We start from the raw sequence: 21426 nt of genomic DNA, 5'->3' as shown, positions 1-21426 counted from the left end.
GCCCGATTCAAACGCCGCATCTGGCAGACGCGACAAAGGTACAGCAGATGCGGGACTACTCCCAAGTCGGTGTTAACCTTTTCTGGCAGCGGCAGATGATCTTTGCGGCGGCCATTTTCCTGTCTGCGTTCTATTACGATCTGTGGCTGTCGATCTCGACCGTGATCCTGATCGCGATTTCTGAGACTTTTGACTATCTGCTTTTCCTGCGCATCACCCGCTGGCGGGGGCGCAGCCCACGTTTGGCGCGTTTGTTCATGAACCGCATCTATATCGGCACGGTGCTGAGCGCCGGGGTGATCAGCTATTTCGCCCTTGGGATCGCGCTTCAGCAGGGGGCGACGACGCATTTCCTGCCGCTGTTCTTCCTTTTTGCCGCGGCGCTCTTCGCCTCGATGAACAACCACCATATCCTGCCGGTGCTGATGCTGCGGCTTGCGATCTATGGCGCGACATTCCTCTTCATCCCGATCTGGGATATCGTGCGCACGGGGGCGAGCATCGAATCCGAGCTTTGGACCCAGTTGTTCACCGTGGTCTTCGTCCTCTATTTTATCGTCGATTGCTCTCGCATCTTCCTGAAGATGTACCGCACCAATCTGCGCCAGCTTGAAGAACTCAAGGTCGAGCATGAGAAAACCAAGATCGCGTTCAAGGTGAAGACTGAATTCGTCTCGACCATCAGCCATGAGCTGCGCACGCCGATGACCTCGATCAAAGGGTCGCTTGATATGGCCTGCGCCGGGGTTTTGGGCGAAATGACCCCGCAGATGGAGAAAGTTCTAAAGATCGCACAGCGCAATTCGGCGCGGCTGACGTCGATCATTAACGAGATTCTCGACCTGCAAAAGTTCGAGGCGGGCAAGATCAGCTTTGATATCGAACCGCTTGAGGTGCAGACCATCATCGAAGATGCGATTGAGTTGAACCAATCCTTTGCAGGCAATCTTGGCGTGACGCTGCGCTATGCCAAACCGTCGGAGCCTGCAGGGATCGCTACGGACGAGAAACGCCTGCAACAGGTGATGTCCAACCTTCTGTCGAACGCGGCCAAATTCTCGCCCGCCGGGTCGACGGTCAAGGTCACCTCGGTCAACCTTGGCGACAAGGTGCGGATCAGCGTGATCGACGAGGGGATCGGCCTTGCCGAATCCGAGCGCGAGAAGGTCTTTGATGAATTCTCGCAAATCGATTCCTCGGACCAGCGGGCCGTTGGCGGCACCGGGCTGGGGATGAACATCTCCAAACGGATCATCGAAGCCTTGGGCGGGCAGATCGACTATTTCAAGAACGATGGCCCCGGCACGACCTTCTATATCGATATGCCCTTGGGCAATGGTACGGGGAAGGAATTGCCCCATGGGATGGCTGTCAAAGATATGGTGAATGGCGAGGGGCCGATTGGGGATGAGGCTTCTGACAAGCCAGATGGGGAGCGCGCGGCGGCGTAAGTCGCGAGCGCCTCGCTACCCGGCCTCTCGGCGTGGGCGGCATCTGCCCTCGCCTCAGTAACAGTCGAAACGAAAAAAGGGGGCGGCATTTCTCCCGCCCCCGCATTCGGGTCGTCAGTTTGATTCGGTCACGCCACCAACTGCCAGATCACACCCGCAAAGATCGCTCCGACGAAGGCAAAGCCGATATAGGCGGCGAAGACATGCGGTTTCACTAGTGCCCAGACCGCGATGGCCGCCGGAATGCAGCTTACCCCGCCCGCCACGACAAAGGACATGGCCGCGCCTTGGGTCATCCCTTGCGCCAGCAGCGCGTCGATCAGGGGCACGGCGGCATAGCCATTCAGGTAGGCCGGCGCGCCGACGAATGCGCCCAGAATGATCGGCATGATCCCGGTGCCGCCCAAGACATTGGCAATCCATTCCGCGGGCACATAGGTCAGCATGAGGGCTTCGACCACATAGGCGAGGGTCAACCATTTGACGAGGAACAGCGCATTGGTCAGTGCCGTGTCGGCAAAGCTCGCGCGGCGCTCGGCCTCTTGCCAGAACTTCCAGACCGGCGCGCCGGAAAAGGGTTTGGCCGAAGAACAGCAGCTGCTTTTCGCAGGCTGCGGGCGCAGGGGGGCGTTGAAAATCGGCGTGCGGGACAGGGCCATGACGGTGAAACCCCCGAACATGCCGACGCCAAGCGCCGCGATGGTTTTCGCCAAGGCGAAGTCGAAGCCGAGCGTGCCCGAGGTGATCGCGAACATCGCCGGGTCCATCAGCGGGGAGGCCAGCCAAAAGGCCATCACCGCGCCGAGCGGGGCGCCGACCGCCAGCAGCGCGGCGATGAAGGGGATCACCTCGCAGCTGCAAAAGGGGGACAGGCCGCCAAGCGCCGCTGCCATTACCACCATCCGTGCCGGGTTGCCCTCGAACGCGCGGGCAAGCAGGCTCTCGGCTCCGCTGGCTTTGAGATAGGCCACGGCCAGCACCGCGAAGGCGATGAAGGGCGCGGTGTGCAAAAGCGCCTCGGACGCGAAAATGACTGTTGGCATGACCTGCGGCGGATCCAGCAGCGCAATCAGCGCCAAGAGCGCCAGCGTGATGCCCCAAGCGCCTTTCAGAAAGGCCAAGCGGTGCAACGCGGGGAGGGTTTGTGTGGTATCAGCCATGGGTATGCTCCGTGCAGCCGTCGATTGCGTCCGCGCAGCATTCGGTCAGCAGGAAATTCGCCAAGGCTTGCACTTCTTCATAGGCGACGGCGGCGCAGATGGTGCTGCGGCCTTGTTTTTCCTGTTTCACCAGACCGGCAGAGGCCAAAAGTTTCAGATGATGTGTCAGGGTCGAGCCGGTCACGCCGGTGCGTTCGCCCAGCGTGCCGATGTTCAGCCCCTCTGATCCGGCGCGCACCAGCGTGCGCAGCACCAGAAGGCGTTGTTCCGATCCAAGCGCCGCAAAGCTGCTGGCGGCAAGGGTGAGTGCGGGGGTTGAGGATTCTTGTTTCATGATTCTAGAAATATCGAAACGTCAGCGCGATGCAAGGTTTATTTCGATAATTGTCGAAGTGACGGCTCGCCGCCCTTTATCTTTTGGCCCTATCGCTTATCTCCTGCTCATGAAGGATATCCGAGATGATCTGGCGGCCTGCCGCCTTTGTGCCGAGCGTTTCGCCGTGACCGCCACCCAGCATCGCCCGCGGCCCATCGTCTGGTTTAAACCCGGCGCGCGGCTGCTGATCGCCAGCCAAGCGCCCGGCAAGCGGGTGCATGAGGCGGGCAAGCCGTTTTGGGATATGTCCGGCACCCGCCTGCGCGACTGGCTGGGGCTAGATGAGGCGACATTCTATGACCGCGACAGGGTCGCCATCGTGCCGATGGGCTTTTGCTTTCCGGGCTATGACGCCAAGGGCAGCGACCTGCCACCGCCGCGTATCTGTGCGCAGACTTGGCGCAAACCGGTGCTGGAGATGCTGCCCGATCTGCGGCTGACGGTGTTGATTGGGGCCTATGCGATGAAATATCACCTCCCCGGATTTCGCAATGTGACCGAGGCCGTGGCGGGCTGGCGGGATCATCCACCGGGGGTCTTTGCCTTGCCTCATCCGTCGTGGCGCAATACCGGATGGTTGAACAAGAATCCCTGGTTCGCGGAAGAGGTCTTGCCCCGTCTGCGCGCCGCCGTGTCCGAGGTGATGAATGACCGACCGCCAAACTGACCCCAAGACCGAGCCGACCCCGCTCGACCAAGCCCATGCTGCGATGACCTCCGCCCCTGACGACGACGCGGCGCGGCTGCGTTTTTACGAGCGTATCGCGGATGTCGAGCTGTTCATGTTGCTTGAGGATGAGCCGCAGGGCGATCAGATCAGCCCGGTGCTGCTTGACGACAGCTATGTCATGGTCTTCGACCGCGCGGCGCGGCTCTCGGCCCATGTGGGGGAGGCATCTCCTTATGTGGCGCTCTCGGGGCGTGCGATTGCCGCGATGTTGGAGGGGCAGCCCTTGGGCATGGCGGTGAACATCGGCGTGGCCCCGTCCGAGATCCTGCTGCCTGCCGAGGCGATGGACTGGCTGCGCAGCACATTGGCCCATGCGCCGGGCGAGGTGGAGGCGGGCATCGACCGTGTGTTCCCGCCGCAGGGCTTGCCTGAGACGCTGATCGCCGCGATTGACGCAAAGCTCGCCACGGCCACGGGCATGGCGGCAGGGGCCTTCCTTGTCGGTGTCGAATACAGCGGCGGCGGGCGCGGGCATCTGCTGGCCTTCGTCGGCGCGATCCCCGCGCGCAAGACGCGCTGGTGCGCGCGGCGTCCGAGGCGCTGACCTTTTCGGGGATCGAGGCGGGGGCGATGGATGTCGGCTTCTTCGGCCCCAATGACGCGGTGGTCGAGAAGCTGGCCCGCGTCGGCCTGCGGTTTGACCTGCCACAGATGGAGCCTTTGCAGAACACGCCCCGGATGGCCCCGGGCAGCGATCCGGCGAAGCCGCCGAAGCTGCGCTGATCTTGACCTGAGGCAAAGAAAAAGGCGGGCAGGGCACTCAGGCCCGCCCGCCTTTTTTCATTTTATCCCGCCGGTCTTAGCGGCGGCGGTCGCGCCGGGCGCTCATCGGTTGGAAGGCGACGCCGACATGGGCCTCGCAATAGGGTTTGCCCTGCTGCACGGGCAGGCCGCAGAACCAGAAATCATCGGTCGCCGGGTCGCCCACGGGCCATTTGCAGGTGCGTTCGGTCAGTTCCATCAGGCCGATCTTCTTGGCCTTCTTCTCAACTTCGCTGACCTTGGCAAGCGCCTCGGGGCTGATCTCATTCGCCGACGGCTGCGGCGGCAGGGGTTGGCCTGCGGGGATGATCTGCTTGCGCGCGGGCAGGTTGGGCTTGGGTGCCGGGGCTGCGGCGGGCTCTTCGGCTTCGGGCGCGGGGGCGGCTTCGGCCTCCGGCTCGGGCGCGGCTTTGGCGGCGGGCTTTGCCTTTGCCTCGGCCTTGGGGGCTGCGGGCTTGGCCTTGGGTTCCGGCTTGGCAGTCGCCGCCGCCGCGGCGGCAGGCGCGCCCGCGGTGCGGTTCGACAGGCCCAGACGGTGCACCTTGCCGATCACGGCGTTGCGCGTCACCCCACCCAGTTCCTTCGCGATCTGGCTGGCGGACTGGCCTTCGCCCCACATCTTTTTCAGTGTCTCTACGCGCTCATCAGTCCAGGACATACGGGGTTCCCCAGTTAAAAAGCGGCCCCCTAGCCCGGACCGCTTTGTCAGTGTATCGGCCCCCATTTTATCTTCTGGGGCCGCAGGTGCAAGCGCCGATGCCCTCTGGGCACGGGGCGCTGCGATTGGGGCTTTACGTGGGGGATGAAGGGCGGCTATGCAAGAGCCATGATCAAATCTGCCGCATATTCCATCCGACGACGCTTCGTCCGATAACATGGTGCCCCCTTTGGGGCGGCGTGATGACCTGATCTCGCAGCCTGCGTGCTGCATCCTTTCAAAAACAAGCAAATCCCATTGACCCTGCGCCAGCCCCATGCCCTTTTACCGGCGTGACACGGCCCTCTTTCAAGGACAAACAGATGATCCCTTCCGTTCTGCCAACCTATAATCGCGCTCCTTTGACCTTCGTCAAAGGCGAAGGCACTTGGCTGATCGAGGCGGATGGGCGACGTTTTCTTGATCTGGGCGCGGGGATCGCGGTAAATGCGCTTGGCCATGCGCATCCGGCGCTGGTGAAGGCGCTGACCGATCAGGCGCAGGCGCTGTGGCATACCTCGAACCTCTACCACATTCCGCAGCAAGAGGCGCTGGCCGACCGGCTGGTGGCCGAGACCTTTGCCGACACAGCCTTCTTTTGCAATTCGGGGACCGAGGCCTGCGAATTGGCGGTGAAGATGGCGCGCAAGTATTTCTATGAGGCGGGCCAGCCCGAGCGGGTCGAGATCATCGCCTTCAACGGGGCCTTTCACGGCCGCTCTTCCGCCGGGATCGCGGCGGCGGGGTCTGAGAAGATGACCAAAGGCTTCGGCCCGCAACTGCCGGGTTTCGTGCATCTCAACCTTGGCGACAGCGCCGCACTTGAGGCCGCCATCACCGACAAGACCGCCGCCATCATGGTTGAGCCGGTACAGGGCGAAGGCGGTATCCGCGCCGTGCCGGATGCCGAGTTGCAACAGATGCGCGCGCTTTGCGACGCCCATGGGCTTTTGCTGATTTGCGATGAGGTGCAATGCGGCGTGGGCCGGACCGGGCGGCTCTTTGCCCATGAATGGGCCGGGATCACCCCCGACATCATGATGGTCGCCAAGGGCATCGGCGGGGGCTTTCCGCTGGGCGCGGTGCTGGCCACGGAAAAGGCGGCCTCGGGCATGACCGCAGGCACCCATGGCTCGACCTATGGTGGCAACCCGCTGGGCTGTGCCGTGGGCTGCGCCGTGCTGGATGTGGTGGCCGACGCGGCCTTTCTGGCCGAGGTGAGCCGCAAGGCGGGGCTGCTGCGTCAACGTCTCGAAGGGCTGGTTGCTGAGCACCCGGAGGTCTTTGAAGAGGTGCGCGGCGCGGGGCTGATGCTGGGGCTGAAATGCAAAGTGGCGAATGCCGATGTGGTCACCTCGGGCTATGCCCATGAGCTGATCACCGTGCCCGCCGCCGACAATGTGATCCGCCTGCTGCCGCCGCTGACCATTTCCGACGATGAGATTGCCGAGGCGGTGACCCGCCTTGACGCCATCGCGCGTGACCTGACCCCGGCCTGAGCGCCATTCACCCCAAAACATTCCTCGGGCTTTCAAGGCCGTGGCCTTGGACCCCGCAAGACAGAGACGACAGATGAACCATTTCCTCGATATCCACCAAACCGACCCCGCCGATCTGCGGCAGATCATCGACAATGCCGCCGCCATGAAAGCCGCGCGCAATGGCCGCCCGCGCGGCGCGCCGGATGATGACCAGCCGTTGAAAGATCACATGGTCGCGCTGATTTTTGAGAAACCCTCGACCCGGACGCGTGTCTCCTTCGACGTGGGCGTGCGTCAGATGGGCGGGCAGACGATGGTGCTTTCGGGCGCCGATATGCAGCTTGGCCATGGGGAGACCATCGCCGACACCGCCCGCGTGCTGTCGCGCTATGTCGATATGATCATGATCCGCACTTTTGAGGAGCAGACCCTGCTGGAGATGGCGGAATATGCCTCCGTTCCGGTGATCAACGGGCTGACCAACCGCACGCATCCCTGTCAGATCATGGCCGACATTCAGACCTTTGAAGAACACCGCGGCCCGATCAAAGGGCGCAAGGTGGTCTGGTCGGGCGACGGCAACAACGTCTTTGCCAGTTTCGCCCATGCGGCCAAGCAGTTCGACTTCGATCTTGTCTTCACCGGGCCTGAGCCGCTCGACCCCGAGCGCGCGCTCGACGGGCTTTATACCACCGAGCGCGACCCCCAGAAGGCCGTGGAGGGCGCCGATCTGGTGGTCACCGACACTTGGGTCAGCATGCATGATCCGCAATCGGCGCGGGAGCGGCGGCACAATCAGCTGCGCGGCTATCAGGTGAACGATGCGCTGATGGCGCTGGCGAAGCCGGATGCGCTTTTCATGCATTGCCTGCCCGCGCACCGCGATGACGAGGCGACAAGCTCGGTCATGGATGGGCCGCATTCGGTGATCTTTGACGAGGCCGAGAACCGTCTGCACGCGCAGAAAGCCGTCATGCGCTGGTGTCTGGGCGCATGAGCGACGGCCCCCGCATCGTTGTTGCGGGCGCGGGGGCGGTGGGCTGCTTTGTCGGCGGGCTGCTGGCCGGGGCGGGCCATGCTGTGACCCTGCTGGCGCGGCCCCGCATTCAGGCCGAAATCCGCACCCATGGGCTGACCCTGACGGATTTCGGCGGCATGGCGCGCTACCTCTCGCCGGATGATCTGAACCTTGCGGGGGATGAGACCTGCCTGCGCGATGCCGATATCGTGCTGGTCACGGTCAAATCGCGCGACACCGAAGACATGGCCCGGCTGATCGCCCACCACAGCGCGCCGGGCGTGCAGGTCATCAGCCTGCAAAACGGCATGGGCAACCGCGCGGCCTTGGCCCGGCACCTGCCGCAGCATGATCTGCGCGCGGGGCTGGTGCCGTTCAACGTCGTGGCCATGGGGCAGGGCTGCTATCACCGGGCAAGCTCGGGCGATCTGGTGATCGAGGCGGGCCCGGCTGATCTGGCCGCGCGCCTCTCGCTGCCGGACCTGAAGGTAGAGGAACGCGCCGATATCACCGCCCTGCAATGGGGCAAGTTTCTGATGAACCTCAACAACGCCCTGAATGCGCTGAGCGGCTTGCCGCTCCAAGCGCAGTTGCAGGATCGGGCGTGGCGGCGTCTGATGGCCGATCAATGGGCCGAGGCGCTGGCGGTCCTGCGCGCCGACAAGATCCGCCCCGCCATGACCACGCCGATCCCGGCGCGGCTGGTGCCGACACTCCTGCGCCTGCCGACGCTGATTTTTACCCGCGTCGCCGCCACCATGTTGCAGATCGACCCGCAGGCACGGACCTCCATGGCGCAAGACCTCGCCGCCCGCCGCCCGACCGAGATCGACGCGCTCCAAGGCGAGGTGCAGCGCCGCGCAAGGGCGCTTGGCCGCGCGACGCCGGTGACGGATATGGTGCTGCGGGTGATGGGCTGGGCAGAGCTTGCGGATGAAGGGCTGCCGCATTTGCCGGTCACCGCCCTGCGGGCCGAAATGGCGGCAGGGCAGGACCGGCAAGAGGGGTGAGGCGCGCCCGCGCCTGACCTTAGTTTACGAAGGCGTTCAGCACCCAAAAGACGATGCCAGAGAGCAGCGCTGCTGCGGGCACGGTGATCACCCAAGCCGCGACGATGGTCATGAAATGCGAGCGGCGCACCAGCTTGCGGCGGCGGCGCTCTTCCTTGGCGATACGCTTGACCTCACCGGTCTTGGCCCCGATCCGGCGCAGGCGGCGCTCCATATGCCATTCACGGTAAAAGCCCACGCCAAAGACCCCGCCCACAGCGATATGGGTGGAGGACACAGGCAGGCCGAGCCAGCTTGCCACGATCACCGTGATCGCCGCCGAAAGCGCCACGCAATAGGCGCGCATCGGGTTCAGTTTGGTGATCTGGCTGCCGACCATGCGGATCAGTTTCGGCCCGAACAGGAACAGACCGAAGGAGATGCCGAAGGCCCCGATGATCATCACCCATGTGGGAATGCTCACCTTATCCTCGAAACCGCCGAACTCGGTCGCATGGACGATTGCCGCCAGCGGGCCGACCGCATTGGCCACGTCGTTGGCCCCATGGGCAAAGCTGAGCAGCGCGGCAGAGAGGACCAGCGGCAGGCCAAAGAGCGTTTTGACCGAGCGGTTGCGGTTCTCCATCCCTTCCGAGGCGCGCCGGATCAGCGGGGCGGAGATGGCATAGACCACCAGCCCGGTTACAAGCCCGATGATCAGGGCGACCGGCATATCGATGCTGATGATCTTTTTGAGACCCTTGAGCGCCAGATAGGCGGCAAAGACCCCGGCCATTAGCCCCACCAGCACCGGCACCCAAGTGCGCGAAGCGGCGATCTTGTCATCTTGGTAGAGGATGCGCGCCTTGATAAAGGCCAAGAACATCGCCGCTACGGCGCCGCCCAATACGGGCGAGATCACCCAGCTTGCGGCGATCATGCTCATCGAGCTCCAGTTCACCGCGCCAAGGCCCGCTGCCGCGATCCCCGCGCCCATGACCCCGCCGACGACCGAATGGGTGGTCGAGACCGGCGCGCCGACCCATGTGGCAAGGTTGACCCAGAGCGCGGAGGAGACCAGCGCCGCCATCATCGCCCATATGAAGATGCGCGTGTCCGCGACACTCGCCGGGTCGATGATGCCCTTGGAAATGGTCGAGACGACATCGCCCCCGCCAGCAAGGCCCCGGCGGATTCGCACAAGGCCGCGATAACGATGGCGCCGCCCATGGTCAGCGCATTAGCCCCCACGGCGGGGCCCATGTTGTTGGCCACGTCATTCGCGCCGATGTTCACCGCCATATAGGCGCCAAAGACCGCCGCGGCGATCACGACAAAGCTGGAGGGCTGTTGCCCGAAGATTACCGCCGCAACGGCACCTGCCACCACGATAAAGGCCAGCGCGATGCCCGGCGCCACGAGGGGGCGGGCGACATAGGTCGCGGCCAGTTCGACTTGCGAAATGCGGTTGAGGTCCTTGTCCAGTGTCTTCCACTGGCTGCCCTGCGGTTCCGTTGCCATTCCTGTATGATCTCCGATCCTAACGTTCAGGGGGGTGACATAAGGCTACCGAGGGCGCAAGTCACCCTGTCACAAAATTGTAACATCCCGAAACGGGCAGGGGCGGCAATGGGGCAGGGGGGATATGGCACCGGACAGCGGCCCGGTGCCGAAGGGGCTTAATGGAAGGCGGATAAGATTGCTTTAAGATCAGGCTCATCCACGAGTTCCGATGCCTCTTGCGGGGTGAACCACGCGCGTTTGCGCATGCCCGCTTCGGGGTATTCCTCGCTCAGATCGCGCACGCGGGTGAGGTAGACCTGTGTGGTCACGGGCACGGTCAATCCTTCGCCGAGGCCCTTGTCATAGTCGAAAATACCCATCGGATCGGATTCGATATCGGCTTTCGTCACCCCGGCCTCTTCCCATGCTTCTTGCAAGGCGGCTCCGGCGCCGTCCAACCCGTCGATCGGCCAGCCCTTGGGCAAAATCCAGCGGCCCGTGTCGCGGCTGGTGATCAGCAGGACCTTTTTACCCGCCTCGGTGTCGCGGTAGCACAGGGCGGCAACCTGCACACGGCGGGGACGTTTAAAAATAGGAAGGACCATATCCTCCCATGCGCGTCTAAATACTTGTGTCATTACAGAACTATGCCTCGGTCGGGTGTTTTTCTTGTTATCCGCACATTATATAGTCTTCCCGAACGCAAATCAAACTGCGGCCTGCCGGATGGGCGGGCTTGGCAGTATGACAGGCTAGAAATGAGGCATGATCGTTATGGCAACTGGCACGCAGGCGGACGGGGCGCGGCACAGGGCGCAGGCGCCGATATCGGGGTATACGGTCTGGGCACCATGGGCTCGGCACTGGCGCTGAACTTGGCCGATAATGGATTTACTGTGGCGGTGAGCAACCGCGAGGCCGATTGGATCGCGCCGTTCCTTGATGAGGCCGGACCGCTGGCCGAGCGCCTGATCGGGGCTGAGCAGCTTGAGGAGTTCGTCGCCGCCATCGCCCGCCCGCGCAGCATTCTTTTCATGATCCCCTCCGGCGCGCCGGTCGATGCGATGATCGAGGCGATCAAACCGCTGCTGGATGAGGGCGACACTTTGATCGACGGCGGCAACGCCGATTTCCACGACACCCGCCGCCGCAGTGCCGAACTCGAAGGCACGGGGCTGCATTTCGTCGGCATGGGCGTGTCGGGTGGCGAGGCCGGGGCGCGCAATGGTCCGTCGATGATGGTCGGCGGCAGCGCGCATTCTTGGACCCAGTTCAAACCGATGGCCGAGAAGATTGCCGCGCAATTCGAGGGCACGCCTTGCGTGGCGCATCTCGGCCCCGACGGGGCGGGGCATTTTGTCAAAACGGTGCATAACGGCATCGAATATGCCGACATGCAGATGATCGCCGAAGTCTACGGCCTGCTGCGCGATGCCGGCGGGCAGGGCGCGGTGGAAATTGGCAACCTCTTTGCCGATTGGCGCAAAGGGCCGCTGAACTCCTATCTGATCGAAGTCTCGGCCGCGGCGCTTTTGTCGGTCGACACCCAGACCGGGACGCCGATGGTCGATGTGATCCGCGATCAGGCCGGGCAAAAGGGCACCGGGCGTTGGACCTTGATCGAAGCGCTCAAGATGGGGCAATCGGCCAATACCATCGAAGCCGCCGTCGGCGCGCGCGGATGGTCGAGCGAGAAGGCTGTGCGCGAAATGGCCGAGCCGCTGTTACCCGAAGGCGTGCAGGACGCGCCGCTGCCCGAGGTGGCGGATCTTGAGATGGCGCTTTTGGCGGGGCGGATCATCGGCCACGCGCAGGGCTTTCGCATCCTGTCGGCGGCGTCGGAGGAGTTTGACTGGTCGCTCGACATGGCGCGTATTTCTGAGATTTGGCGGGCAGGCTGCATCATCCGCTCGGCGTTGTTGGACGAATTTGCCGATGCCTTCCGGGGCGAATTGCCCGGCGGGCATCTGATCCTCGCCCCCGCCATGCGCAAACGCTTGGAAGAAAGCATTCCGGCGTTGCGCCGGGTGGTGGCGGCGGGCGCTCTGCTCGGTGTCGCGCTGCCCGCGCTGTCGGCGGCGCTGGCGTGGTATGACAGCATGCGCCGGGCGCGGGGCACGGCGAATATGATCCAAGCGCAGCGCGATTTCTTTGGTGCGCATGGGTTTGAGCGGATCAGCGAAGAGGGTAAATTCCACGGGACGTGGACGCCTCTGCCGTAAGAGGGCTTATAGGTCCGGAATCAAGCTGAAGACGCCGGACCATCGCCTGCCCGCCCGGTCGGGGAGGCGAACTCGCCAAGGGCGGTGTCCTCTGGGCAACGCGCCCCGAGGCTGCACGATAAAGTGGCATGAACCGACTGAAGCATCGCCACCCCGCGGGCAGGCGATGGTCCTCGTCACGCCTTGCCGAACGGGTCCACCGGATAGCTCACATGCGCCAAGTATAACCCCTGCGGCGGGCAGACCGGCCCGCAGGCGGCCCGATCCTTCGCCGCAAGTGCTGCACCCATATCCGCCACGCTCCAAGACCCCGCGCCGACCCGCTCCAGCGAACCGACGAAACTGCGCACCTGATTGTGCAGGAAGGACCGCGCGCGCACGTCGAAATGATACTCCGTCCCGACCATGGTCTCGACCTGCGAGACCTGTAACCGGTCGAGTGTTTTCACCGGGCTTTCCGCCTGACAAACGGTCGAGCGGAAGGTGGTGAAATCATGTTTGCCCACCAAAATATCCGCCGCCGCCTGCATGGCCGCGACATCTAGGCGGTGTTTGATCTGCCAGACCAGCCCCGCTTGATGCACCGCCGGGGCACGGCGGCTGAGAATGCGGAAGTGGTAGCGCCGCTCAAGCGCCGAAAAGCGGGCGTGAAAATCCTCGGGCGCCAGCACGCAATCGGTGATCGCGATGGGCTGCGGCTTAAGGTGGTAGTTCAGCGCCTCGCCCAGCCGGAAGGGCGACCAATCGCGGGCCATGTCGCAATGCGCGACCTGCGCCAGCCCATGCACCCCGGTATCGGTGCGCCCGGCGGCGGCGATGGTGTGGTCACCGGGTTCCAGCTTGGCCAAAGCGGCTTCGATTGCGCCTTGCACCGTGGGCTGGTCAACCTGACGCTGCCAGCCGTTGAAGGGCGCGCCGTGGTATTCGATTTTCAGGGCATATCTGGGCATGACCGGGGCCTTAGCGCGGGCGGGCGCTTCTGGCAATCCCTGCCTGCCGGCCCTATGTTGAGGCCAAAGAAAGAAGGACGGGCGCAGCTTTGGGTATCACAGGCATTGCCGACGGGATTTGGCGGCAGTTTGAGAATGTCACCGACACGGTGGGCGAGACGTTTTTCGAGCCGGTGATCCGGCTTGGGGTCACGGGGCTTGCGCGTTCGGGCAAGACGGTCTTCATCACCTCGCTGGTGGCCAACCTGCTGGACCGGGGGCGGATGCCGGGGCTGCTCGCGGCCTCTGAGGGGCGGATCGAGGCGGCGTTTCTGCAGCCCCAGCCCGACGATACCGTGCCCCGGTTCGAGTATGAGACCCACCTTGCCGCGCTGACCGGGAAGACGCCTCATTGGCCCGAGAGCACGCGGGCGATTTCGGAACTGCGGCTCTCGCTCAAGGTGCGGCCCAATGGGTTGCTGGCGGGCTTTCAAGGGCCGCGCACCCTGCATCTGGATATCGTGGATTACCCCGGCGAATGGCTGCTGGATCTGGCGTTGATGGATATCTCCTACGCCGAATGGTCGGCGCAGGTCATTGAACGCATTGCGTCGCGTGAAGAGGCGGCGGGCTACCGCGCACTGGCCGAGCAGACCGATCCCCATGCCGAGTTGGAGGAGACCACCGCCCGCAGGCTTGCCGACAGCTTTGCCGACTATCTGCAAACCGCCCGTGCCAATGGCTATTCCGATTGCACGCCGGGGCGGTTCCTGCTGCCCGGTGACCTTGCAGGCTCACCGGTGCTGACCTTTGCGCCGCTGCCGGGATCGGAAGGCGCGCCGCGCAAATCGCTGATCCGCGAAATGGCGCGGCGGTTCGAGGCCTATAAGAAACAGGTGGTGCAGCCCTTCTTCCGCGATCACTTTTCGCGGATCGACCGGCAAGTGGTGCTGGTTGACGCCCTTGGCGCGATCCACCAAGGGCCGCAGGCGGTCGAAGACCTGCGCGGCGCCATGGCCGATATTCTGGGCGCGTTCCGGCCGGGAACGAATAACTTTCTGACCACCCTCCTGCGGGGCAAACGGGTCGAGAAAATCCTCTTTGCCGCGACCAAGGCCGACCATCTGCACCACAGCCAGCATCCCCGGCTGAGCGGGATCATGCAGGCGCTGATCCGTGAGGCGCGGGACCGGGCGCAATATGCGGGCGCGGGCACGCGGGCCATGGCCATCGCCAGCCTGCGCGCCACGACCGAAGACGTGATGACCCATGGGGGAGAGCCGCTCGACGTGGTGCGCGGCACGCTTTTGAACGAGGATGAGACGCGCGGGCGGCAGGCAGCCTTCTATCCCGGTGAACTGCCCGAAGATCCGGCGCACCTGCTGACCCCCGCGCGGCAGGGCGCGCAGGAATGGCTGGGGGCGGATTATCAGATCATGCGCTTTGCCCCTGCGGTGTTGGACCTGCGGCCCGGCGATGGGCCGCCGCATATCCGGCTCGACCGCGCGGCGGAATTCCTGATTGGGGACCGGCTTTGAGCGCGGTTGTGACAGGCCCCGCCACCCTGCGCCCGGCGCAGCCTCTCGACGCAGGCGCCGTGGGCGGGATCATGAGCGATTTCGCCCGCGATACAGCCTGGTTGCCGCGCATTCATACCGGTGCCGAGGATATCGCCCATGCGGATGCGATGATCGCCCGGGGCTGGGTCACGGTGGCCGAGCGGGAGGGCCGCGTGGCCGGTTTCGCGGCTTGTGAGGGCGGCGCATTGGACGCGTTATTCGTGGCGCAATCGGCCCGGGGGCAGGGCATCGGCTCGGCCCTTCTGGGCGCGTTAAAGACACGGCATAAGTCGCTGACCTGCTGGACCTTTCAGGCCAATGCGCGGGCTATCGCCTTCTACCGCCAACACGGGTTTGCCGAGACCGCGCGCAGCGATGGCAGCGCCAATGACGAAGGGCTGCCCGATTTGACATTGCACTGGCAAAGGGAGGCTGCCTAATGGCCCGCGGACCGATCCTGTTCGACCTTGAGGAAGACACCAAGCCGCAGCCCTCGGTCGCCGATGCGCCCGCCGTGCCCGAGTTGGACGTCGAGGCTCCACCGCCCAAGGGCCAAGCGATGCAGATCGCCGCCCGGCTTGCCGCGCGCAAGCCGTCGCGCTTGGTACGGCTGTTCTGGGCGCTGGCGGGGGCATTGGTCACCGCGCTGGTGTCGATCGCGGCTTGGACTTTCGTCACCGACCTGATGGCGCGCTACCCGTTGCTGGGCTGGGCGATGACGTTGCTGATCGGGGCGTTTCTGCTGGTCCTCTTGTTGCTGTCGCTGCGCGAAATGGCGGCCTTTGGACGGCTCGCGCGGCTCGACGGGCTGCGCCATGACGCGGGCGAAGCGCTGGCGCAGGGCGATCTGACCGCCGCGCGCAGCGTCACGGACCGGCTTGAGGCGCTTTACAAACACCGTGAGGATACCCGCTGGGGCCGCGACCGGCTGACGGAGCTGCGGGGCGATCAATTCGATGCCGAAGCGCTTCTGGGGCTGGCTGAGAGCGAGGTTCTGGCCCCGCTGGACCGTGCCGCCACCCGCGAGGTCGAGGCCGCAGCCCGGCAGGTCGCCGCCGTGACCGCGCTGGTGCCTCTGGCGCTGGCCGATGTTGCCGCCGCCCTCAGCAGCAACCTGCGTATGATCCGATGCATCGCCGAAATCTACGGCGGGCGCTCAGGCTTTTTCGGCTCGTGGCGGCTGACCCGCGCGGTGCTGTCGCATCTGGTGGCGACGGGCGCCGTGGCCGTGGGGGATGATCTGATCGAGCCGCTCTTGGGCGGGTCCATCGTCGCCAAGCTGAGCCGCCGTTTCGGCGAGGGGCTGGTGAACGGGGCGCTGACCGCGCGGGTCGGCGTGGCCGCGATCGAGGTTTGCCGCCCGCTGCCCTTTGCCCGCGAAAAACGCCCCGGGGTGCGGGGCATCATTAAACGCGCGCTGACCGGGGTGCTCGGCGAGGGCTGACCGATCAGGCTGCCTCGACCGCTTCGCGCACGGCGCGCAGCGGGTGCTGGACCAGACCGGGCCAAGGCGAGACCTGCAACCCGGGGGCATAGCCCCATCGCGCGGCCTCAGCCGCCTGTGCCTTCGTCATCTGCGTAGCTCCGGCGTAGGTCTGGTTTCCATCCGCGATGCCTTCGGGCAATGCCGCCTCAGGCAAGTCGACGAAACGCGCGATCCGGCGCAGGGCGCGGGGGGCGTCGGCGACGATATCCTCGTAGCGCAGAACCATCACCGCATGCAGATAGGGCAGGTCATCCAGCATCTGGGCTTGCGCCGCGATCCAATGATCGATCAACGCCTGCGCCGGGGCATCGACCCATGACGCGACCGAGCCGGCGACGGCCTCGGGGTGGCGCAGGACCACGATGAATTGCGACATGGGAAAGAGTTGCTGCATCAGCCGCATGCGGGTCAGGTTCACCGGCGACTTCTCGACCCGCCAGTGCAGGTCCGGGGCGAACCACGGCGCCCAGTCCTGCGCCAGCCGGGTCTTCGTCTCCAAACTGTTGAGCGGATGCGCCTCGGTCAGATGTTCCTCAGGGTTGGTCGCGAAATGCATGGGCCGCCCGGATTGCGCCGTATGGGGAATGGCCCCTTGCAGGTAGGCCCCCTCATTCTCGGGCGCCGCCGATCCGGTGATGCCGCCCGCGCCGGGCAGGGCATTGGCCAAGCGGTTGACCAGCGAGGTGCCAGAGCGGTGCAGCCCGCCGATGAACAGGTAGCGCGGGGGATTTCTGAGGGCATCACGACGGCTCTGATTGGGGGGAGAGAGGCGGGGTTCAATGGCAGGCAGCTAGGACGTCCAACCGCGCTGTCCAGCGATGTATGCATTAACATTTGTTATCGGAACGGATGGCCCGTGAGGGGGGTCACCCCTCCATAAGGAGACCCATTCATGTTCATTTGTCACATTGCCCTCGGGGGCTGCCTCACGGCGCCGTCTGTCAACTATGGCGTGACCGAAGATACCGGCGGTCACATCGCCTATATCTTGGGGCGGCCCGCGCGCAGGCGGCGCGGGGCGATGTGGATGCGGTGCAGATCGTGACCCGTGCTTTCGATGAACCGAGCCTTGGGGCCGTGCATGCCCAGACCGAGCAGCAGGTCAGCCGCAGCCTGTCGATCCGGCGGCTTTGGACGGCGGAGCGGGGGTATCTGAGCAAGGAAAACCTCGCCGCGGAAATCCCCGCGCTGGTTGAGGCGTTTCTTGAGGACTTGGCGCAGGCCAAACGGCTGCCGGATGTGATCCACGCGCATTTCGCCGATGCGGCGCAATTGGCGCTGGCGGCGCGGTCGCGGTTCGGCATTCCGGTGATCTATACCCCCCATTCGCTGGCTTTGAGCAAGTCAGGGGCTAAGGTGGATGCCCCGCGCGTGGCGGCGGAGCGCCGCGCGCTGTTGGAGGCCGATGCGGTGGTGCTCTCTTCGCGCGATGAGGCCGAGGTGCAGGTCGCGGCCTATGGGGCGGATGCGCAGGCGCGGGTGCACCGCGTCTCTCCGGGCGTGTCGCTGCGCCGCCCGGCTGAGGCGGGGGCGGGCCGTGCGCTTTTGGCCGATCAGTTAAGCGACCCCGACCGCCCGACGCTGCTTGCCGTGGCGCGCCCCGTGGCCCGCAAGAACCTTGCGACCCTGGCGCGGGTCTATGCGCAAAGCCCCGCTTTGCAGGCGCGGGCGAACCTTGTGATCCTTGCCGGCCAGCATGGCGATGCGCTTCAGGCGAATGCAGAGGCCCGCGCGGAGCTGATCCGCCTGCGCCAGACGTTGGAGGTGCCGGAACTGCGCGGCAAAGTGGCGCTGCCGCCGAGCCATACGCAGGGCGATGTGGCGGCCCTCTATGACCGCGCGGCGCAGACCGGTGGGGTTTTTGTTAACCTCGCACTGCATGAGCCCTTTGGCCTGACCATGTTGGAGGCGGCATCGCATGGCCTGCCGGTGGTGGCCACGCGCGAAGGCGGGCCTGCCGATATCGTGGCGGACCTTGGCCATGGTCTGTGTGTGCCGCCGCGTGACATGGATGCGATTGAAGCGGCGCTGTTGAAGCTGTTGGACGATCGCGCATTCTGGGCCGAGGCATCTGAGGCCGGGCGCGCCCATGTCGGGCGCTACGACTGGTCGAAATGGGCCGAGGACGTGCAGCACATCTGCGAAGATATCCGCCACGCCGCGCCAGTGACGACGCCTGCGCCGGTCTTGCTTGCCAGCGATATCGACAACACGCTGACGGGCTGTGCACCTTCCGCAGCCCTCTTCAACGCATGGATCGCCCGCGACCGCCCGCTTTTTGCCGTCGCCACGGGCCGCAGCCTGCCGGAAGCCCGCCGCATCCTGCGCGATTGGAACCTACCCAGCCCGCGCGTCTTTATCACCTCTGTCGGCACCGAGGTCTACCTGCCCGATGCCGAGGGGCGGCTGTGTCTGGATGAGCGTTTTGCCCAAAAGCTTGACGCCGGATGGGACCGGGCCGGGGTGGAGCGGGCGCTGAAGGACTTCGGCTTTAACTGGCAAGCGCCGGTCGAGCAGCGGCGGTGGAAGCTCAGCGGTTTCGGCGACATGCGCACGGCGCGCCGGTTGGAGCGGCATCTGGCGCGGCGCGGTGCTGCGGCGCAGATCGTGGCTTCGCATGGGCGGCTGATCGATGTTCTGCCCTTGGCGGCGGGCAAGGGGCCTGCCGTCTGTGCCGCCGCGCGGCGGTTGGGCATGCCGATGGACCGGGTTGTGGTGGCCGGGGACAGTGGCAATGATTTCGACATGTTGCAGGCGGTGGAGGATGGCCCGGGTCGGGGCATCTTGGTCGGCAATGCGATGGACGGGCTGCGCGAACGCCTAAGCGGCAAACGGCTCTACCACGCCCGCGCGGCCCATGCGGCTGGGGTCTTAGAGGGGTTGGAAACCTTCGGCTTCGCCCTCAACGCGATGGAACCGCCGGTGAAGATGGTGGCGCAATGACGCGGCCCATCGGTTACTTCGTCCACCATCAGGGCCGCGGCCATGCGGAGCGCTGCGCGGCGGTCGTCAACGCGCTGCCCGAGAGCCAGCCGGTGACCGTCTTCTGCGCGAAACCGGACATTTTCCCCACCTTCACCCGGGCGGTGGAGGTCATCACCCTGCCATCACTTTTCGAGGCGACCGGGGCCGAGGACATCAACGACACCACCAGCGCGCCGGATATGGTGCATTGCGCGCCGCTTGGCTGGCCCGGCATCCGGCAGGCCATGGCACAACTGGCCGCTTGGTTCGCCAGCGCCAATCCGGTGCTGATGATCAGCGATGTCTCGGCTGAGGTGGCGCAGCTTGCGCGGATCTGTTCGGTGCCGCATGTGAAGGTGCTGCAACACGGTCAGCGCGGCGATCCGGGGCATCGGGCGGCCTATGACGGGGCGGTCGGGTTGCTTTGTCCCGCCGCCAAGGCGCTGGCGCAGCCGGACTGGCCCGCGCGGCATATGGCCAAGACGCATTTCGCCGGGGGCTTGGGCGTCGATGTGAAACGCCCCGATCCCGCGCGGCGGGACAGGTTGCGCGAGAGGCTTGGCGTCGGGCCAGAGCAGCGCATGGTGCTGGTCATGTCGGGCGGGGGCGGCACGGGGTTCGCCTCCGCCCCCTTCGGCATCGCGGCGCGGGCGATGCCCGAGACGGCTTTCATCACCATCGGGCGCATGGCGCGTGATTGGCATGCGACCGAACCCGCCAACCTGCGCCATCACGGCTGGGTCGATAACGCGGCGGATTATCTGGCGGCGGCGGATATGGTCGTGGCCTCGACCGGGAACACCACCTGCCACCAGATCCTCGCGGCAGAGACCCCGTGGCTCGCCGTGCCGGAGTGGCGCTATTTCGACGAACAGGTCGAAAAGGCCGAGGCGCTGGCGCGGGCGGGGGCGGCGCATCACCTGCCGCATTTTCCGTCTTCCGCCGCGGCATGGCGCTGCGCGATTCAAGACACCTTCGATGCCCATGACCCGGCCCTGCAACGGGCCTTGGTCAATGAGGATGCCGCCGTAGAGACGGCCAATTGGCTGATCGGCCTGACCGACCAGCTGCTATTAGAAACACCCAAAGATACCGGAGACTTACATGACGTCGTTCACCCCATCCGTGCCTGAGAATACCACAGTTAGCGCGCTGACGCTCGCGCGGGGGCGGGCGGCGCATCTGCGCAATGTGATCCTTGGCCTGACCCGTCAGACCCGGCAGCCGGATGAACTGGTGATCGGGGTCATGCAGGATAGGCTTTACGACGACCTGCCGCAGACCGATTTCCCGATCCGGCAGGTTCAGGTGACGGGCAGCGAATTGCCCCTCTCACGCGCGCGCAATACCGTCGCGGCAGAGGCCACGGGCGACTGTCTGGTCTTTCTCGACGTGGATTGCATCCCGGCGCCGGAGCTGATCGCCGACTATATGGGCTATGCGGTGCCGGGCAACGGGTTGATCATGGGCGAGGTCAACTACCTGCCTGCAGGCACGGCCACCGAAGGTTGGAGCTATCCCAAACTGGAAGCCGTCGCCGTGCGCCATTCCGACCGTCAGGGGCCGCCCGCCGAGGGGCTGAAACGCTGCAACGACTACCGTTGTTTCTGGTCGCTCAACTTTGCCATCCACCGCGAAGATTGGGACCGCTCCGGCGGGTTTGACGAGCGTTTCACCGGCTACGGAGGTGAGGATACCGACTTTGGCCGAGAGTTGGACGAACGCGGCGTGCCGATCCACTGGGCGAAGGGGGCGAAGGTGTTTCACCAGCATCACCCGCATTGCATGCCGCCGATCCATCACATCCCGTCGATCCTGCGCAATACCGAGATTTTCGCCGACAAATGGGGTCACCGCACCATGAACCACTGGCTCACCGCCTTTCGCCTGATGGGGCTGGTGGGGAGCGACGGTGACGCGCTGGTGCAGCTGCGCGAGCCGGATGCGGATGACTTCGCGCTTTGCGAGCAGCAGTCGGATCAGCCTTACGCCAATACCGCGCGGGTGCTGCGCTATCTGCGCGGCGAAGAGCGGATCGCGGCGGAATGACCCGGCGCATCGCCATCGTCGGCCATATTCGCCATCCCATCGCCGCCCCT

Annotated in this window: 19 protein-coding genes and 2 pseudogenes; 14 read left to right on the top strand and 7 right to left on the bottom strand. The window is 65.0% G+C overall.

The window, feature by feature from the left end; translation table 11 throughout:
• Positions 1-47: 47 nt before the first annotated feature.
• The gene (locus CUR85_RS02115; protein ID WP_231886275.1) at positions 48-1451 is read left to right on the top strand and encodes a sensor histidine kinase; all 1404 of its coding nucleotides are present in this window, start codon (positions 48-50) and stop codon (positions 1449-1451) included.
• 128 nt (positions 1452-1579) lie between these two features.
• On the opposite strand, the gene CUR85_RS02110 is transcribed toward CUR85_RS02115, so the two are convergent.
• Both CUR85_RS02110 and CUR85_RS02105 read right to left on the bottom strand, forming a co-directional pair.
• Entirely contained in the window at positions 1580-2611 is a 1032-nt protein-coding gene (locus CUR85_RS02110; protein WP_067261440.1) for a permease, read from the bottom strand.
• Positions 2604-2945 (bottom strand): ArsR/SmtB family transcription factor, encoded by a 342-nt coding sequence (locus CUR85_RS02105; RefSeq protein ID WP_067261442.1) that lies wholly within the window; start codon positions 2943-2945, stop codon positions 2604-2606. The genes CUR85_RS02110 and CUR85_RS02105 overlap by 8 nt, the downstream gene beginning before the upstream one ends.
• Positions 2946-3054: 109 nt before the next feature.
• On the opposite strand from CUR85_RS02105, the gene CUR85_RS02100 reads away from it, so the two are divergent.
• Positions 3055-3654, top strand: coding sequence for a uracil-DNA glycosylase family protein (locus CUR85_RS02100; protein WP_136720430.1), 600 nt, complete (start codon positions 3055-3057; stop codon positions 3652-3654).
• A pseudogene (locus CUR85_RS02095) lies at positions 3635-4440 on the top strand (SseB family protein). Before CUR85_RS02100 ends, CUR85_RS02095 begins: the two are co-directional and overlap by 20 nt.
• Before the next feature lie 76 nt (positions 4441-4516).
• Here the strand turns inward: CUR85_RS02095 and CUR85_RS02090 are convergent.
• The gene (locus CUR85_RS02090; RefSeq protein WP_067261447.1) at positions 4517-5137 is read right to left on the bottom strand and encodes a GcrA family cell cycle regulator; all 621 of its coding nucleotides are present in this window, start codon (positions 5135-5137) and stop codon (positions 4517-4519) included.
• 362 nt (positions 5138-5499) lie between these two features.
• On the opposite strand from CUR85_RS02090, the gene CUR85_RS02085 reads away from it, so the two are divergent.
• The 3 genes from CUR85_RS02085 to CUR85_RS02075 all read left to right on the top strand — a co-directional run bounded on the left by CUR85_RS02085 (position 5500) and on the right by CUR85_RS02075 (position 8685).
• Positions 5500-6675: an aspartate aminotransferase family protein gene (locus CUR85_RS02085; protein WP_067261448.1), complete on the top strand. Its 1176-nt coding sequence runs from the start codon at positions 5500-5502 to the stop codon at positions 6673-6675.
• A gap of 73 nt (positions 6676-6748) precedes the next feature.
• Entirely contained in the window at positions 6749-7654 is a 906-nt protein-coding gene (gene argF, locus CUR85_RS02080; protein ID WP_067261450.1) for an ornithine carbamoyltransferase, read from the top strand.
• On the top strand, positions 7651-8685 hold the full coding sequence (locus tag CUR85_RS02075) for a 2-dehydropantoate 2-reductase (protein ID WP_067261452.1): 1035 nt from the start codon (positions 7651-7653) through the stop codon (positions 8683-8685). The genes argF and CUR85_RS02075 overlap by 4 nt, the downstream gene beginning before the upstream one ends.
• A gap of 19 nt (positions 8686-8704) precedes the next feature.
• On the opposite strand, the pseudogene CUR85_RS02070 reads toward CUR85_RS02075, so the two are convergent.
• Both CUR85_RS02070 and CUR85_RS02065 read right to left on the bottom strand, forming a co-directional pair.
• A pseudogene (locus CUR85_RS02070) lies at positions 8705-10185 on the bottom strand (inorganic phosphate transporter).
• 158 nt (positions 10186-10343) lie between these two features.
• Positions 10344-10772 carry an NUDIX hydrolase gene (locus CUR85_RS02065; protein WP_231886276.1) on the bottom strand — a complete coding sequence of 143 codons (429 nt, stop codon included), beginning with the start codon at positions 10770-10772 and terminating at the stop codon, positions 10344-10346.
• A 153-nt stretch (positions 10773-10925) separates the two neighbouring features.
• Between CUR85_RS02065 and gndA the strand changes: the two genes are divergently transcribed.
• On the top strand, positions 10926-12389 hold the full coding sequence (gndA, locus tag CUR85_RS02060; protein ID WP_425520104.1) for an NADP-dependent phosphogluconate dehydrogenase: 1464 nt from the start codon (positions 10926-10928) through the stop codon (positions 12387-12389).
• Between the two features lie 176 nt (positions 12390-12565).
• Here the strand turns inward: gndA and truA are convergent, their stop codons facing one another.
• A complete protein-coding gene (gene truA / locus CUR85_RS02055) occupies positions 12566-13339 on the bottom strand; it encodes a tRNA pseudouridine(38-40) synthase TruA (protein WP_067261216.1) in 774 nt (257 codons plus the stop codon).
• A gap of 89 nt (positions 13340-13428) precedes the next feature.
• On the opposite strand from truA, the gene CUR85_RS02050 reads away from it, so the two are divergent.
• The 3 genes from CUR85_RS02050 to CUR85_RS02040 are packed head-to-tail and all read left to right on the top strand — an operon-like array spanning position 13429 to position 16321.
• A complete protein-coding gene (locus CUR85_RS02050) occupies positions 13429-14856 on the top strand; it encodes a YcjX family GTP-binding protein (RefSeq protein WP_067261215.1) in 1428 nt (475 codons plus the stop codon).
• The gene (locus CUR85_RS02045) at positions 14853-15317 is read left to right on the top strand and encodes a GNAT family N-acetyltransferase (protein WP_231886446.1); all 465 of its coding nucleotides are present in this window, start codon (positions 14853-14855) and stop codon (positions 15315-15317) included. Before CUR85_RS02050 ends, CUR85_RS02045 begins: the two co-directional genes overlap by 4 nt.
• The gene (locus CUR85_RS02040) at positions 15317-16321 is read left to right on the top strand and encodes a YcjF family protein (RefSeq protein ID WP_067268031.1); all 1005 of its coding nucleotides are present in this window, start codon (positions 15317-15319) and stop codon (positions 16319-16321) included. Before CUR85_RS02045 ends, CUR85_RS02040 begins: the two co-directional genes overlap by 1 nt.
• A gap of 4 nt (positions 16322-16325) precedes the next feature.
• On the opposite strand, the gene CUR85_RS02035 is transcribed toward CUR85_RS02040, so the two are convergent.
• Positions 16326-17072: a sulfotransferase family protein gene (locus CUR85_RS02035; RefSeq protein ID WP_280322850.1), complete on the bottom strand. Its 747-nt coding sequence runs from the start codon at positions 17070-17072 to the stop codon at positions 16326-16328.
• A gap of 183 nt (positions 17073-17255) precedes the next feature.
• Between CUR85_RS02035 and CUR85_RS02030 the strand changes: the two genes are divergently transcribed.
• The 4 genes from CUR85_RS02030 to CUR85_RS02015 are packed head-to-tail and all read left to right on the top strand — an operon-like array spanning position 17256 to position 21376.
• Complete coding sequence (locus tag CUR85_RS02030) at positions 17256-17408, top strand: hypothetical protein (RefSeq protein WP_280321336.1); 153 nt, start codon at positions 17256-17258, stop codon at positions 17406-17408.
• Positions 17405-19306 carry an HAD-IIB family hydrolase gene (locus CUR85_RS02025; RefSeq protein WP_280321334.1) on the top strand — a complete coding sequence of 634 codons (1902 nt, stop codon included), beginning with the start codon at positions 17405-17407 and terminating at the stop codon, positions 19304-19306. The genes CUR85_RS02030 and CUR85_RS02025 overlap by 4 nt, the downstream gene beginning before the upstream one ends.
• A complete protein-coding gene (locus tag CUR85_RS02020; protein ID WP_067268026.1) occupies positions 19303-20460 on the top strand; it encodes a glycosyltransferase in 1158 nt (385 codons plus the stop codon). The genes CUR85_RS02025 and CUR85_RS02020 overlap by 4 nt, the downstream gene beginning before the upstream one ends.
• On the top strand, positions 20432-21376 hold the full coding sequence (locus CUR85_RS02015; RefSeq protein WP_067268024.1) for a glycosyltransferase family 2 protein: 945 nt from the start codon (positions 20432-20434) through the stop codon (positions 21374-21376). The genes CUR85_RS02020 and CUR85_RS02015 overlap by 29 nt, the downstream gene beginning before the upstream one ends.
• The last annotated feature ends 50 nt before the right edge of the window (positions 21377-21426 follow it).

Source organism: Sulfitobacter faviae, assembly GCF_029870955.1.
In the GTDB taxonomy this organism is placed as follows: Bacteria; Pseudomonadota; Alphaproteobacteria; order Rhodobacterales; family Rhodobacteraceae; genus Sulfitobacter; species Sulfitobacter faviae.
The sequence above is the reverse complement of the archived record's forward strand: the minus strand, read 5'-3'. Positions and strand labels throughout refer to the sequence as shown.